Annotated in this window: 12 protein-coding genes and 1 riboswitch; of the genes, 7 read left to right on the top strand and 5 right to left on the bottom strand. The window is 36.6% G+C overall.

What is annotated here, in order from left to right:
- Positions 1-83: 83 nt before the first annotated feature.
- From yugI to OB_RS12000, 3 genes are all read right to left on the bottom strand, one after another.
- The gene (yugI, locus tag OB_RS12010; RefSeq protein WP_011066728.1) at positions 84-452 is read right to left on the bottom strand and encodes a S1 domain-containing post-transcriptional regulator GSP13; all 369 of its coding nucleotides are present in this window, start codon (positions 450-452) and stop codon (positions 84-86) included.
- Positions 453-541: 89 nt separating this feature from the next.
- Complete coding sequence (locus tag OB_RS12005; RefSeq protein WP_231846946.1) at positions 542-1,480, bottom strand: potassium channel family protein; 939 nt, start codon at positions 1,478-1,480, stop codon at positions 542-544.
- Positions 1,481-2,084: 604 nt separating this feature from the next.
- Positions 2,085-2,621 carry a thioredoxin family protein gene (locus OB_RS12000; RefSeq protein ID WP_011066726.1) on the bottom strand — a complete coding sequence of 179 codons (537 nt, stop codon included), beginning with the start codon at positions 2,619-2,621 and terminating at the stop codon, positions 2,085-2,087.
- A gap of 113 nt (positions 2,622-2,734) precedes the next feature.
- On the opposite strand from OB_RS12000, the gene OB_RS11995 reads away from it, so the two are divergent.
- The 4 genes from OB_RS11995 (at position 2,735) to OB_RS11980 (ending at position 10,946) form a co-directional block, all read left to right on the top strand.
- Complete coding sequence (locus OB_RS11995; RefSeq protein ID WP_011066725.1) at positions 2,735-3,793, top strand: M20/M25/M40 family metallo-hydrolase; 1,059 nt, start codon at positions 2,735-2,737, stop codon at positions 3,791-3,793.
- A 618-nt stretch (positions 3,794-4,411) separates the two neighbouring features.
- Positions 4,412-8,731 carry a S8 family serine peptidase gene (locus OB_RS11990; protein ID WP_041544555.1) on the top strand — a complete coding sequence of 1,440 codons (4,320 nt, stop codon included), beginning with the start codon at positions 4,412-4,414 and terminating at the stop codon, positions 8,729-8,731.
- A gap of 214 nt (positions 8,732-8,945) precedes the next feature.
- On the top strand, positions 8,946-10,028 hold the full coding sequence (gene eutH, locus OB_RS11985) for an ethanolamine utilization protein EutH (RefSeq protein ID WP_011066723.1): 1,083 nt from the start codon (positions 8,946-8,948) through the stop codon (positions 10,026-10,028).
- A 55-nt stretch (positions 10,029-10,083) separates the two neighbouring features.
- A riboswitch (FMN riboswitch) is annotated at positions 10,084-10,207 on the top strand.
- A gap of 151 nt (positions 10,208-10,358) precedes the next feature.
- Positions 10,359-10,946 carry an ECF transporter S component gene (locus tag OB_RS11980; protein WP_011066722.1) on the top strand — a complete coding sequence of 196 codons (588 nt, stop codon included), beginning with the start codon at positions 10,359-10,361 and terminating at the stop codon, positions 10,944-10,946.
- 100 nt (positions 10,947-11,046) lie between these two features.
- Here OB_RS11980 and OB_RS11975 read toward each other — a convergent pair whose 3' ends face one another.
- Both OB_RS11975 and OB_RS11970 read right to left on the bottom strand, forming a co-directional pair.
- A complete protein-coding gene (locus OB_RS11975; protein WP_011066721.1) occupies positions 11,047-11,397 on the bottom strand; it encodes a hypothetical protein in 351 nt (116 codons plus the stop codon).
- Positions 11,398-11,415: 18 nt separating this feature from the next.
- Positions 11,416-12,351, bottom strand: coding sequence for a 1,4-dihydroxy-2-naphthoate polyprenyltransferase (locus tag OB_RS11970; RefSeq protein WP_011066720.1), 936 nt, complete (start codon positions 12,349-12,351; stop codon positions 11,416-11,418).
- A 184-nt stretch (positions 12,352-12,535) separates the two neighbouring features.
- Here OB_RS11970 and OB_RS11965 point away from each other — a divergent pair, with 184 nt between their 5' ends.
- From OB_RS11965 to menH, 3 genes are read left to right on the top strand one after another with little or no spacing between them, the layout of a single operon-like run.
- Complete coding sequence (locus OB_RS11965; RefSeq protein ID WP_011066719.1) at positions 12,536-13,921, top strand: isochorismate synthase; 1,386 nt, start codon at positions 12,536-12,538, stop codon at positions 13,919-13,921.
- A 3-nt stretch (positions 13,922-13,924) separates the two neighbouring features.
- Positions 13,925-15,664 (top strand): 2-succinyl-5-enolpyruvyl-6-hydroxy-3-cyclohexene-1-carboxylic-acid synthase, encoded by a 1,740-nt coding sequence (gene menD, locus OB_RS11960; RefSeq protein WP_011066718.1) that lies wholly within the window; start codon positions 13,925-13,927, stop codon positions 15,662-15,664.
- On the top strand, positions 15,665-16,468 hold the full coding sequence (menH, locus tag OB_RS11955; RefSeq protein ID WP_011066717.1) for a 2-succinyl-6-hydroxy-2,4-cyclohexadiene-1-carboxylate synthase: 804 nt from the start codon (positions 15,665-15,667) through the stop codon (positions 16,466-16,468).
- Positions 16,469-16,471 lie beyond the last annotated feature (3 nt).

Here is a 16,471-nt window from a genome sequence, read left to right as displayed (position 1 = left end):
GATACGGTATGTGAAATCAAGAACAAGCCCTTTACAAATGAAAAAGACTCTACATCATAAAAATGTAGAGTCTTTACATACCATTATTTTTTTTCGGATTGATTAATCCATTCTTGTAGCTTGTCTTTTAACGTATTAAATCCTGCTGTATCATTAGACTGAGTAGAAGCAGCTTGCTTTTTTGGTTTTTCTGTAGTAGCTTTTGGAGCTTCTTCTGTAGCACGAATAGAAAGAGATACTTTATTTCTTTCTTCATCTACATTAATAACTTTTACTTTCACTTCATCTCCAACAGACAAATGTTCATTAATGTCTTTTACATATCCATGAGTAATCTCAGAGATGTGAACTAAGCCTTGTGTTTCTTCGTCTACAGAAACAAATGCTCCATATGGCTGAATTCCTGTTACTTTACCTTCTATAATCTGACCAGCTTCTAATTTGTTAGTCATGCTGAACAACTCCTATATCTTATATATTCGATTCTTTGAACACAATAAAATACTATAACATACTTTGAAAAAATCAGCAAAGCTGATAATCACCAATTTGTAATCGTAATAATAATATCGTTCTCCTCCATAATAAAGTCTGGTTTGGGGTGGATGGTATAAGCATCTTCCCGGATGAGGCCTATTACTAGATAACCTTGGTGTAAGAAATAATTAACTACTTTACTGAATGTCTCGTCCTCTAAATCAAGCGGTAGCTTTTGATGAGAGAATTGCTGCTGCACTAAAAGCTGGTCGATATCTTCAAAAGGAGTTGCCTGCATGAGATGATCCAATTCATGAAAGAATAAATTGCTCATAAAGTCATTAGAACGAATAATGGTTGTAGCACCTGCACGAATTGCATTCTCAATTTGTTTTTTTGATAAAATTTCTGTCACAATAGGTAGAGTTAAATGATTTCCTCTCATGGCTATAGTAGTCATAATAGAATAGGTATCTGCTTGACGTTCGTTTTTTGTAATATCTGCAGTAATGAGTACACAATTGGCATTTGCAATGTTTGCTTTTTTAATCGTGTCATCTTCCGTAGCGTCTCCTTGGATAAAGTGAACTGGGTATTCTTTATATGTTAATTTGTTTACGGTTTTATCTATCACAACAATTCTTCTACCTGGATAATACTCTAAGACAAGTTTCATAAGTTGTCTCGTGCGCTCATTCCAACCTACAAATATGAAATGGTCATGACCATGAAAAGCTAAACGGCCATTTTCGAGATCTTGCTCTCTTTTTAGTGTAGCAGTAGATAAAGAAGTAATATAGAAAGCAATAAGACCACCACCTGTTAATATCAATAGAATACCGATGATTCTTCCTGTAGTAGTAAGCGGAACATAGTCACCATAACCTACGGTAGCCGCAGTAACGAAAGCCCACCAAATTCCATCAAAGGCTGTGGGGAATTGTACGGGTTCGATAAAATGAATAATCATCCCAAAAAAAATCATTGTAACTAATACAATCATTAATAATTTTAAAATTATGGGTATACGAAAATAAATGCGTTTTATGGAGCGGATATTCATGAAGGTTCACCCTCACTGTTTTTTTATAGACTCGCAACATTTCTATACGGGCGCTTGCGCTTTTGTTATAGTCTAGGAAATTATAAAATTTTGGAGCTGTGGATAAACAACTAAGTTAATTAGCCACGTCCAGCTCCAGCGCCCATCACCTATTGTCCTTCCGGAGACCTCCTTACGATAAAGAAGACTGCCGAATGTTCTTTATGAGGCATAGTCGCACTTATGCCATGGCGAAAAGAAGACTGCCGAATGTTCTTTATGAGGCATAGTCGCACTTATGCCATGGCGAAAAGAAGACTGCCGAATGTCCTTTGTGAGGCATAGTCGCACTTATACCCTTGCGGTGAAAGTCATCATCGATTCGCATACGCTTATCGTGTTTCCTTTACCTCAAAGAAATAAAGAAGTTCGACCAGTCGAACCACCCCTTGAAAAACAGGGGCGCAGGACATACGGTGATAAACGGGCGCTTGCGCTTTTGTTCTAGTATGTGCGTTTTAGTTAAATACTTATTCTAAAAATAACAGTGAAGGGTGGGGAATTTTTATGCTAAAGTATTCTTAATACTGTTATAGACAGTATTCCACATATCTTGATTATCTCGATAAGATTTCGTTAGAAAGAGAAACATTTCTTTCTGTTTTTCTTCGAAATCAGAAGCTTCTTTTGATGGGAGCTGTTCTCGTGCGTTATCTACATATTCTTGAATTTTTTCTGCACGAGGTCCCCACGTAGCTACTTCTTCCCCATCTTCATCAATAAAAATAAATATTGGAATGGATCTTGATTTACCGTTTGTTAAATATTGGTCCATCAATTCGAGATTATCATCTCGTAATAAAATTCGAACAGGCATGTTACTTTCTTCTGCCATACGTAAAAGTATAGGAATATTAAGCATTGCATCGCCACACCAATCTTCTGTTATAACGATAATACGAAGGGATCGATCAACAAGTGATAATTTGTCTGGTAACTGAAAATGGTCATAGATATGTAAGAGACTTTCTTTATGAACCTGCATTGATTCAATATAGTCATCTACTGACATCCCTTTGTTATACCATTCGTTTAATTGCATGTTTGTACACCTCTTTTACATATTTTGATATAGTTAGTGTACCCATTAATTTACGGATGGTAAACTAAAGTGCCTATAAACCGGTGATTACAGTACTTAAGGAGGACGATTAAATGGAAAACTTACACTATGATTTTTTAATGGATTTACTAAAAACTCCATCTCCGTCTAGTATGGAAATGGATATTCAAAAGAAGTGGATGGAATATGTGAAGACTTATGCTGATGAAGTGCGTACAGATAATGCCGGGAATGCAATTGCGGTATTAAATCCAGAAGCTGAATTCAAAGTATTATTAGCAGGTCATTGCGATGAGATTGCATTAATAATAAATCGAATTGATGAAAATGGATTTCTCTACATTGATAAAATGGGGGGCATTAATCCAAAAGCAGCAGTTGGTATGAGAGTAGAAGTCCTGGGGTACCAAAACAAAATTACAGGGGTAATTGGTGTTAATGCTCAACATCACGGGGGATTAAAAGGTGATTTTGATTTAGAAGATCTATTTATTGATTGCGGGTTTACTTCTAAAAAAGAGGCAATTAAAAATGTGCAGATAGGTGATTTAGCTGTCTATAAAACAGAACCGGAGTTACTGCAAAATAGATATATTGCGGGAAGAGGTTTAGACAATCGAACAGGAGCATTTATGGTTGCAGAAGTAATTCGCATCTTATCAGAAAAAAATCTATCTATTGGTGTTTATGCGGTTAGCACCGTTAATGAGGAAACCAATATGGGCGGAGCGTATTTCGCTGCAGCCGGTATAGACCCAACGATGGCGATTGCCGTGGACGTTACGTTTGCAACAGATTATCCAAAAGTAAGTAAAGAAAAATATGGTGAAGTATATTTAGAAGGTGGACCCGTTCTAGCAAAAGGTGCCCCAATTAATCGAAAAATAAATCTATGGCTGGAAAATGCAGCTAAGGAAGCAAATATAAAAATTCAATATGAACTAACACCACGTATGACAGGGACTGACGCTGACAGAATGCGACTTACTGGTAAAGGTGTTCCTGTATCATTAGTCTCATTACCATTACGTTATATGCATTCACCTGTGGAAACCGCGAGTAAACAGGATATGGAAGAAGAAGTGCAGCTAATGGTAACCATGTTAACTAATCTTTCAGGTAAGGAAAGTCTAAATCCATTAGAAGATTAATTGGTAATAACAAAATAAAAAAATTTACTCTCTTCCGAAGTAGATGTAATACACTCTTTGGAAGGGAGTTTTTTTAATTTCTTAATAATAATGATATATTTCAGAAATAATTTGTAATTATTTGTAAAACAAACTGGTGTGACATCTATTTATAAAGTAATTTTAAAAATTTATTCAGTGAATATAAGGTACTACAAAACAATATTTAGTCCTTTAATATACTGAATTCGTCTTAATTTTAAGTGTAAAATCTGTTACTTTTTAATTAAATTTCTGCTTTTTAGAAAAATATTACATTGAAATGTAACATTACTTGGTACCTCTGTTTCATTTTTGTAATCTTTAATTTCTTTGTTGACAAGTAGAGTAAGGGTTTCTGTCTACTTATAGTTAAAAAGTCTATGTAATTCCCAGTGAAAAAATCCTACATTTCTATCAATTTAGAATATTCTGATTTAGTTCGACTTCAATCGACAAAAATCACTCCTTTCATTTACTATACTTGCATTAACAGCAAGAACCACTTAACGAAAACACGTATATTATCGACAATTTTAGAAAAAGGGGGCATTGTTGTTTTTTAAACTATCCGTCGATTTTATGCAGCTTGTTCTAAAAATGAGGGGAGGAAAAGATTTGAGAAAAAAGAAAAGGCGTCAGACAAAAGCATTTAGCCTTGTTGCTACAGTAGCAATGACGTTATCTTTGGTTACACCTGGACTATCTTTTGCAGAAAGCGGAAAAACAAGTGTTTCTTTAAATGATTCAAATCAGGTTACTGAAGCTAAAGTCAGTGAGCGCTTGATGAATAATTTTAAAGAAGATGAGAAAGTAACATTTCTTGTTAAATTCAATGAAAAAGCAGATGTGGAAAGTGTTGCGAAAGAAGCAAGAAGTACTGCAGAAAAAGCAAGTTTATCAGCGGCTAAATTGGAGCATATCCAACGCTCTGCAGTAATTTCAGAGTTGAAAGCTACTTCAATTGATTCCCAAGCAGAAGTCATTGAATATTTAGAGGCGGAAATTGATAAAGGGAATGCAAAAGATCTCAAATCTTATCATATTGTTAATGGTATTGCGGTAACAGCAACGAAAAAAGTTGCAGAAAAAGTTGCTACATTTGCAGAAGTAGAAAAGATACTTCCAAACGAAACACGGGAGCTGTATACAACTGTAGATAAAGATGCTGAAACACCAAAATCAGATGTAGCAAATGTGGAATGGAACGTAGAAAGAGTTGGTGCTCCAGCTACGTGGAATATGGGATTTGATGGTTCTGGAGTTGTTGTAGCTAGTATTGATACTGGTGCACAATTTGACCACCCTGCTTTAGCAGAAAAATATCGTGGTTATAATCCAGCTACTGGTGAAGTAGATCATACGTATAGCTGGTATGATGCAACAGCTGGTGAAGAAATTCCATATGATGATGATGGACATGGTACCCATGTAACAGGAACGATGGTTGGTAGTGAACCAGATGGTGCGAACCAAATAGGGGTGGCTCCAGGTGCTCAATGGCTCTCTGTTAAGGCGTTTACTGCAGCTGGTGGTACAGATGCGGATCTGTTAGATGCTGCAGAGTGGATTCTTGCTCCTGGTGGAGATGCATCGATGGCACCTGATGTTGTCAATAACTCTTGGGGTGGCGGACCTGGATTAGATGAATGGTATCGCGATGTTGTCATTGCATGGAGAGCAGCAGAGATCTTCCCTGAATTCTCAGCTGGTAATACGACATTATTTAATCCTGGTGGACCGGGATCTATTGCTGTTCCAGCTAACTATCCAGAGTCTTTTGCGACGGGTGCAACGGATATTAATGATGGCTTAGCATCCTTTTCATTACAAGGGCCATCTCCATATGAAGGAGATATTAAGCCTGACATTTCAGCACCTGGTGTAAATATCCGTTCTTCGGTACCTGGTGGCGGATATGAAGGTGGATGGAATGGAACCTCGATGGCAGGTCCAGCAGTTTCTGGTGCAATTGCTTTATTAATACAAGCAGACCCAAGCTTGTCCGTAGATGATATAGAGGAGATTCTTATAAATACTGCACAACCGCTTACGGATGGAAACTTCTCAGAATCGCCAAATATGGGGTATGGGCATGGGCTAGTAAATGCTTATGATGCTGTCTCTTCTGTAGTTTCTGGACTTGGTACACTTGAAGGACAAGTTACAAAAGAAGGAGAAGATAGTGAAGCTCCTACTTACGAGCACGAAGCTCCGGTAGAAACGTACGAAGGAATGGATTTACCATTAACGATTAATGTTTCAGATAATATCAGTGTCTCATCAGTTGAAGTTGAATTTGGGGATGAAACATTAACAGCAGAAAGAGTGTCTGGTGATTACAAATCTGGAGAGTATGCGGTAACTATTCCTGGTGATAGTATTACTGGCGATTCATTCTCTTATCAGTTTGTTATCAATGATTTTGGAGGAAATGAAGTAACGACAGATGAATATTCGTTGACGGTTTTACCTGGTATTGGAGTGGGGTATTTCACTGATTTTGAGTCCAATCCAGCTGGATGGCTTGTAACTGGTGAAAATGCTAGTTGGAACAGAGGAGAACCTACTTCTGGACCTGGAGAAGCTCTTTCAGGAGATAATGTATTTGCAACAAATACAGAAGGTCAATATACTAGCAATGAAAATAGTACGTTAGTAATGCCACCAATAGATTTACCTGATGGTGAATCGTATTTACAGTTCCAACACTGGTTTAATATCGAAAATAACTGGGATTTCGGTCATGTATTTATTTCTACTGATCAAGAAAACTGGACTCAATTATTGCGTATCACAAATGTGTCTGATGGTTGGCAACAAGTAGAGTTGGATTTATCAGAATATAGTGGACAACGAGTTTATATCGGCTTCAATCTTGATACAGATGGAAGTGTAGTAAGAGATGGTTGGTATATTGATGATGTTGGATTATCGGATACTTCTCTTTCCAATACAGTTGGGTTAAAAGAAGTCAAAGGATCCAATGCATTAACAATTGATCAGAAACAATCGAACGTTGCAGTTGAGAAAGATGTAACGAAGAAAGAAAAAGTTGATCCAAATAAAATCACACCTGCTATGCCAATAGTTGAAAAGGATAACAAACAAGAAGCAATTCATCCAACATTATTACCAATTGGTGCAACAGTAAGTATTTTGGAATCAGGCAGATCAGTGAATACAGATCCAGCAAACGGCTCTTATTCAATTATGCATGCTGCTGGTGACTTTACTGCAGTTGCAGAAGCATATGGCTTCCATTCTGAAGAACAATCTGTATCTATTGAAGATGATGCATCTACAACAGCTGATTTTACACTAGAAGAAATCGATCAATATACTGTTACTGGATCTGTAACAGATGAAGATACTGGTGAAGCCGTAGAAGGCGCTACGGTAATTTTAGTAGAAGATGCCAACATTACACCTGTTGAAACGGATGCAGATGGTAACTTCTCGCTTACTGCTTATGAAGGTACGTATACGTTAAAAGTATTAGCTTCAGGTTACCATGCAACAGAAACTGAGGTTGATCTAGATGGTCAAGATGCTGAAGTAAATATCTCATTAGAACCATTCTATACCGTTCCAGGTGGAGAAATTGGTTATGATGATGGAACTGCTGAGAATGCTCGTGCTTATTACGATGCCGGAAACAAATGGGCAGTAAAAATGTCTTTAGAAGAAGGTAAAGATTCTGCAGTTGTTACGGATGGTGTGTTCCAATTCCATGGTACAGACTGGCCAAATCCAGGCGGAACTGAATTTGCAGTTGAGGTATGGGATGCGAGTGGTCCAGATGGTACTCCAGGTGAAAGAATTGCTGGTCCAGTAGACGCAGAAGCAATCCGAAGCCTTGATGAATGGACTGTAGTAGATTTATCTGAACATGCAATCCAAGTAGAAGGAGACTTCTATATGGTATATGTTCAAACGGGAGTAAATCCTAATGTCCCAGGACTTGCAACCGATGAGGATGGTCCTTATGCAGGGAGAAGCTACCAAAGTGTGGCAGGAGCATGGTCTCCATCACCTGAGGCTGAGGGGAACTATATGATTCGAGCTCGAGTAGCTTACGGTGTAGATGACCCGGTTATAACTACTCCTGCAGAAGATTATATTACAAATGAAACAGAATTAACTGTTGAAGGAACAGCTTCGCCTACAACAACTTTACAATTATTGAATAATGGAGAAGAAGTTGGCTCTGTAGAAGTTGGAGATAGTGGAGAGTTCTCTATTCCATTTGATTTAACGGAAGGTGCTAACGAAATTCAAGCTCAATCTATTATGAATGATGTCGTTGTTGGTGAATCGGATAGTGTAACGGTTACGCTAGATACTGAATCACCTGAGCTAACGATTGATAATCCTTCAGATGGGGATAAGACAAATCGTGAAACGGTAACCGTAGAAGGTACAGTAGTAGATGAAAACCTAGACTATGTCGAAGTTAATGGGCAACAAGCATCTGTAGAAGATGGTGCTTATTCTAAACGTATTTTACTTGATGAGGGTGAAAATACAATAGAAGTTGTTGCAGCTGATGTGGCTGGCAATACAACGACTGAATCTGTCACTCTAGAAGTGGATTATACCGCTCCTGAAATTGAAAATGTAACTCCAACAGAGGATGTTCATCTTAATGCAGGGGAAAGTGTTAAAATTGAGTTTGAAGCTGAACCAGGTTTACGTGCAACCTATGTTATTCATATGCCATTAACAAACCTTGGGCTTACGAATGCAACTGAACTTCCAATGATGGAAGTTTCGGAAGGTAAATATGTTGGATACTGGACAGCTACTAGTAATGTAGTTGCAGATGGTGCAGTTATTGAAGTTATTGCAAAAGATAGCTTTGGTAATGAAACAAGAGAACAAGCTGAAGGAAAACTATTTATTAATCTAGAAGAATAGTAATCGCATCGCTTGTTTTACAAAAAAGGAGTCTGTAGGAGAGGAAGCAATTCCTTTCCTGCAGACTTTTTAATTGCTAATAAGCGTCCTTCTGGAATTTTACATAAACTATCTTTTATGAAATTGATTTATATATTGTTTAATCTATTTTTGATATAGTGTAAGCAGAGTATAGTTCAATCATTTTTTTATGGATATACATAAGGGGTAAAGTATGAATATAAACGAAATTATAATGTTAATATTAGCTTTATTTTTATTAGTTGGTGGAATGGATTATGTAGCTGGAAATCGCTTAGGCTTGGGAGAAAAATTTCAAGAAGGAATTACATCTATGGGAACGTTAGCATTAGTAATAGTAGGGATTGTTTCTTTAGCTCCAGTAATTGCTAATGTATTGACTCCAATTGTAACACCTTTATACACATGGATCGGGGCAGACCCATCTACTTTTGCGAATACAATATTGGCATTAGATATGGGAGGACAAGCGCTTGCAGAACAAATGGCTGAAAGCAATGAAGCAGCTTTATTTGCTTGGGTATTTTTAGGTACTATGCTCGGTCCTACGATTTCATTTACCATACCAGTTGCACTTACCATGATCACGAAACAAGATCATTCGTATTTTGCGAAGGGAATTATGATTGGGATTAGTACGATCCCCATTGGTTGTCTTATTGGAGGTTTTTATGCTGGGTTTGACTGGTCGATGATGGTTCGAAATCTTGTAATTCCAATCGTGTTTTCGATTAGTATTTTAATAGGACTACTATTATTTGCTGACAAGATGATTAAACTATTTTTTTGGTTAGGTAAAATAGTAACAACCATTGCATTAATTGGATTAATCGCAATCGGCATTGAAACCATTACTGAAATCACTGTTATCCCGGGATTAGCCCCTTTAGAGGATGGGATTCAAATTGTTGGATTAATCGCTATTGTATTAGCTGGAGCCTTTCCACTTGTAGCAGCAATTACAAAACTTGCATCGAAACATTTAGAAAAGATTGGTCATCGTTTACGAATAAATTCAGCTTCTACGGCAGGCCTAATAGCATCTGTAGCACATGTCATACCAATGTTAGCATTAGTACCGCAAATGAATGAACGTGGAAAGGTTATAAATGTGGCTTTTGCTGTGAGTGGTGCATTTGTATTTGGAGGACATTTAGGTTTTGTTGCAGGTATAGAATCATCCATGGTGACTGCAATGATAATTGGTAAGCTATCCGCAGGTATTTCAGCATTGACGGTAGCATTGTTATTGACTTCATCAGAAAATAGTAATTGACTTGCCAAAAAGTCAATGTAAATGTATAATTATTTCTAACAAATAAATATTCGATTCCAATCTTCGGGGCAGGGTGCAATTCCCGACCGGCGGTAAAGTCCGCGAGCTGCATACATATTGTGGTTGATCTGGTTAAATTCCAGTACCGACAGTTATAGTCTGGATGGGAGAAGATGTCGATCATGTTTGTGTTACACATTTTTTGTGTGCATTTTTGACGATGTATTCAAACCCTAGGGCCTCGCTCTAGGGTTTTATTAATTGTAATACAAACGGTTAATCGTCCTTCATCACAAGATAGGAATCGAATGAACTGATGGAGGAGAAATAATGCAAAAATCAAAAAGAAACAATTTATTAAAATTAATCATCATTGCGTTATTAAGTACAATTTCGTTAGTGCTATTCTTTATTAACTTCCCTTTACCATTTTTACCTACACCATATTTAAAAGTAGACTTTAGTGATGTTCCTGCTTTGATAGCTTCATTGATTTTTTCACCTATAGCTGGAATTGTAGTAGTTGGTTTTAAAAATATATTATACCTGGCAGTTTCTGGGTCTGGGGACCCGATTGGTGTTCTGTCTAATTTTATTGCAGGTGTAATGTTAGTTGTACCAGTTTCTATGATCTATCATCGAATGAAAGGTGTAAAAGGCTTAATCACGGGATTAGTATTTGGAACGATTGTGATGGCAGTTGGAATGAGTATTCTAAATTACTATCTAATTTTACCAGCGTATGGTTGGTTTATGGGATGGGAAATGTCAAATCAAGTGAAGTGGGTATCTGTAATTGCAGGTGTACTACCATTTAATATGATAAAAGGTGTGTTTATTGCGGTATTGTTTATCCCGTTATTTATGAAATTACATGCATGGCTGCAGCAACAACAAACTAGATTTTCTTTAAAATAAAAAAAGCTTCGCTATCAAATTGGTAGCGAAGTTTTTTTAGATGAATCATCTTCCTAAATCCGAATGTTGTGCAGTTTGATTTCTATTGCATGCATAGCGATTATTCATTGTTTTCTTCTTCCTCTGATACTAAAAGACGGGCAGTAGGCAATACTTCTAAACGCTCTTCAGGAATAGGCTCACCTGATTTTTCACTTATCCCATATGTGCCATCTTCAATTTTTTGCAGTGCATCTTCAATTTCCTTTAATTGATTTTCTCTCATTAGGTTAAGACCAGCGTCTCGTTGTTGTTCAAATTGTTCTGTACCCATATCTGCTGGATGATTATCGTAATCCGCAAGTTCGTCAGAGTTTGAATTGATGTTCCGTTTATCTTCTAATTCCTCTTTCATTTGTTGTAATTTCTCTTTAAAATAATTTAGCTTATCTTTACTTAATTTATTTGTCATAGTTCCATCCTTTCAAAGTTATAACAATGCTGTTATAAGTAGTGACAGCCCTAATAACATTCCATACATAGTGTTTGTTTTTGCAGTAGCACCCATCGCCGGCATCATTTCAAGTGATGTTTTCTTCCCTTGGAATTTCTTAATTATTCCATATGCTTTTGGAATACTCAAGAAAGTGATGAAAGACCAAATTGGAAGGAATCCAATTAAGATATACAATAAGGTCATAATGTACGCCAACGCGATTAAAGTTCCAAGTAGCGCAACCGATCTTTCTTTTCCAATCAATACTGCAATCGTTTTTCTGCCACCACGTTTATCCCCTTCACGATCTCGGATATTATTAGCAAAATTTATACAGCCAATAAATATTGTAATTGGGATTGAAATCCAAATCATTTCTGTAGATATCGTTTCAGTTTGGATATAATAAGTAATACCGATGATTACTGATCCCATTAATACTCCTGAAAATAATTCTCCAAATGGAGTATATGAAATTGGAATAGGGCCTCCAGTATATAAATAACCAATTAACATACAAAATAAACCAATAATTGCAATCCACCAACTAGACATCATGCAAATGTATATTCCAAGTAAAACTGATATTCCGTAAAATAAAAATGCTAAATTTCGAATATGTTTTGGTTTTAGCCCATCTCGTACAATTGATCCCCCAATTCCCACAGATTGGTCATTATCTAATCCTCGAACAAAGTCATAATACTCATTAAACATATTAGTTGCTGATTGAATTAATAGAGAAGCTATTAACATCGCTGTAAAAATCCACCAGTTAATGGCACCTTCATTAAATGCAATCATTGTACCTACAAAAACTGGGACAAATGATGCGGTTAAAGTGTGTGGTCGAAGTAGTCGCCACCAAACATGAAATCCTTCACGTTCATTTAATAATTGTTTTATGTTTGATGTATCTTTTGATTGCATTGAGCGTATCCTCCTGATTTTTCTATATCATATTAATTTTATGGAAAGGTTAAGAAGGTGTCAATGTATGTTACTAGCAGGAATTTTATAGAAATAATAGGCTTTTCTTGAGAAACTCGTAAAAAGAGCATAAAATAAGGAAGGATATAATTAATTTACGATATTATGTCGGGGGTTCATAGGAATGATTGAGATAGAAGAGAAACGACTAGCGTCACTTATTGATATAACTATTAGTGAAATGGTATCGGAAGATGAAGCTAAGTTGTTTAGTTACACAAAAAAAATTAACAAGCTAAATATATATACTTTTTTGGAATTAGCAGGAGATAGAGACCTAACAAGAAGTTTCTGGTCCAGTAATTCAAACGACTTAACTATTCTTGGTGCTGGACAGGCTACTACCATACAAGCAAAAGGTGAACGTTTTCAATCAATAGAAAATCAGTGGAATGAATTGTTGAGAAAAGCTGTCATTCATAATCCTTTTGAAAAGCAAGGAACTGGAATTGTAGGACTAGGTGGTTTTGCATTTGACCCTAAAAAAGAATCAACACCTTTGTGGAGTAATTTTCCAGATGGTCAATTAACTATACCTGAAATCATGGTTACGAGGATCGAAAATCAATTTTATTTAACTTTTAATATGTATCTGCGTACAGATGATCATGGTTTTCAATTAATGGAAGAATACCAAGAAATGGAGTCTTATTTATTAGAAGAATCGAGTTTCTTTAAAAAAGATGTAAATATGATCGAAAAGAAAGAAGTAGCTCCCAAACAATGGATGCAGACTATCCAAAAAGCAACTGAGGAAATGAAAACTTCCAGTACGAATAAGATTGTATTAGCAAGAGAGGTTCGTTTACGTTTTGATGAGCGAGCAGATATTCCATCCATTATAAGAAAATTAATAGAAACGCAATCGAATAGTTATATTTTTGCTTATGAGATTGACGGAGATTGTTTTGTAGGGGCGACTCCTGAACGTCTTGTTAAAGTGGAAGGAAATCAATTATTTTCTACTTGTCTGGCAGGTACAGCGCCAAGAGGAAAGACTACAAAAGAAGATCAAAAAATTGCGGAAGAACTGTATAGAGATCCAAAGAATCGAAAAGAACATGACTATGTTGTTCAAATGATTAGAAAAGCCGTTGAAAGGTACTGTACGGATGTAGATATTCCTAGTGAACCACAGGTGTATATGTATAAGACACTACAACATCTTTATACACCTGTAACGGCTAAATTAATGAATAGCCATAGTATTTTTTCTATTATAGAAGAACTTCATCCAACCCCAGCTTTAGGTGGTACACCTAGAAAAGAATCGATGGCTTTTATTAGAGATAATGAACTGCTAGACAGAGGTTGGTACGGTGCTCCTATTGGATGGTTAGATAGTAATAATAATGGTGAGTTTGCTGTAGCTATACGTTCTGCTATGATTCAAGGAACTGAAGCGTCACTTTTTGCAGGTTGCGGAATTGTCGCAGATTCAGATCCAGTGAGTGAATATGAAGAAACAAATATTAAATTGATGCCAATGCTCTCTGTTTTAGGAGGATAGACGATGGATTATACAGAAAAGTTAACGCGCTATGTCGCGAATTTTGTAGATGAATTAGCCAAAAGTGGTGTGACGGATGTGGTGGTTTCTCCTGGATCTCGTTCTACACCACTTGCTCTTGTATTTACAGAGCATCCATCCATAAAAGAGTGGATTATCGTCGATGAGCGTTCAGCAGCCTTTTTTGCATTAGGATTAGCGAAGAAATCAAATCGTGCAGTAGCGATAGTATGTACGTCAGGAACAGCAGCAGCTAACTATTATCCTGCAATAGTGGAAGCACACTATAGTCGTGTACCACTTCTTGTATTAACAGCTGATCGTCCGCATGAGCTGAGACATATTGGAGCTCCTCAAACAATTGAACAAATTAAAATGTATGGCGACTACACCAAATGGTTTCACGAAATGGCTATGCCGGAAGCATCAGATAAGATGTTACATTATGTTCGTAATAAAGCATCTCATGCGAAGCACGTTGCTGAGGAAGGGAATCCTGGGGTTGTTCATTTAAATTTCCCATTACGCGAACCGTTAACACCTAATTTTTCTTTGGATGCTATTTGGGGTACAAAAAGTTATACTAGACAAAATATTATGCAAGAGGGAACCAAACAATTAGCGCCAAACCAATTGCAAATATTACTAGAGGAAGTCGGTCCAAACAAAAAAGGATTGTTTGTTTGTGGGCCACAGGCAGATGCTGAGTTTGCGGATGCGGTTACTTCATTAGCTGGGAAGTGGGGAATTCCTGTAGTTGCAGATCCTTTATCACAATTGAGAACGGGACAGCATCATAAGGACAATGTCATAGATGGGTACGATGCATTCCTAAGAGAAGCAGAAATTAGACAAGAGCTCAAACCGGATTATATTATTCGATTTGGAGCTATGCCAGTTTCTAAATCGTATTTATTTTATGTTATGGAGAATGTCGAAACACAACAATACGTAATCGAACCCAACGAAGGAATTCGAGATCATTCTTCTAATCAAACAACATTTTTATTTGCCGATCCTACAACATTATGCCAACAACTTGAGCAGATGACGGTGGTGGATCAAGATGTCTCTACTGCATGGTTGAAAACTTGGCAAGAAATGAATCAAATTGCTAAACATTACCTACTAGAGGGTGTCGAAGAACAAATAACGGAAGGCGAAGCCGTTAGAGGTTTAGCTGAAGTTATCCCAGATGGGAGCACCTTGTATGTTGGAAATAGCATGGCAATTCGGGATGTGGATACATTTTATATGACTTCACCAAAAACAATAAATATATTAGCGAATCGTGGTGCTAATGGTATTGATGGTATGGTTTCAAGTGGAGTAGGAGCTTCTGCAGATAATGAGAGAGTAACATTATTACTCGGCGACTTATCTTTATTTCACGACATGAATGGATTATTTGCTGCTAAGCATTATAAGTTACCAATTACTATTGTGTTAATTAATAATAATGGCGGCGGGATATTCTCCTTCTTACCACAAGCGAAAGATAAGCGTCATTTTGAAGCTTTGTTTGGCACTCCAATGGATTTATCTTTTGAACAGGTAGCGAAACTGTATGAGGCAAATTACAATCATGTGAAAACAGAGGAACAATTAAAAGCTGCTTTGTACGAAAGTTATCAACTCGATGGTCTATCCATTATAGAAGTAAAAACAGATCGTGAACAAAATGTTCAATGGCATCAAGCGAAATGGCAATTGATTAAGGAAGCAATTTTAAAGGATGGTTAGATGAGTTTAGATGATAAAGCGTTGCATTTTGAAGTAGTTGGTGATGGTGAACCAATCGTGTTATTACATGGTTTTACAGGGACACTCAATACTTGGGAATCAATAAAAACTTATTTACATGGCTATCAATTAATTTTGTTTGATCTTCCTGGACATGGTTCTTCGAAGGGATACACGTTGACCACGATGCAAGCTTGTTGTAATCAACTAAGAAAACAGTTAACTGAAATGAACATTTACAAATTCCATTTAGTTGGTTATTCCATGGGAGGACGTACTGCAATTCACTTTGCTAATGAATTTCCAGATATGGTACATTCTTTAATTTTAGAAAGTGCTTCCCCTGGTTTATTCTCTGAACTAGAGCAAAGGCAACGACAACAAAATGATAAAGATTTGGCAAACTATATTTTACAAAATGGTATAGAAGATTTTGTTGATTATTGGGAAAATATCCCTTTGTTTTTATCGCAAAAAGAACTTTCTGAAGAAAAGCGGCAACAAATTAGAAATGAACGTCTGTCTCATCAACCTGAAGGATTAGCGCACTCACTTCAATCTATGGGGACGGGGGCACAACCTTCGTTTTGGAACGATCTAAAGCAGTTTTATATGAAGGTTTTATTAGTAACTGGTGAAAAAGATTTAAAATTTGTAAATATAAATAAAAATATGAGAGAAAAATTTCCAAATGCAGCGTTAACAGTATGTAAAAACGTTGGTCATGCAGTTCATGTGGAAAATCCTCAAATCTTTGGTAAAATAGTAGAAGAGTTTCTAATTAGAAACCCAATAACTACATAATTT

Source organism: Oceanobacillus iheyensis HTE831 (genome assembly GCF_000011245.1).
Lineage (GTDB): Bacteria > Bacillota > Bacilli > Bacillales > Amphibacillaceae > Oceanobacillus > Oceanobacillus iheyensis.
The sequence above is the reverse complement of the archived record's forward strand: the minus strand, read 5'-3'. Positions and strand labels throughout refer to the sequence as shown.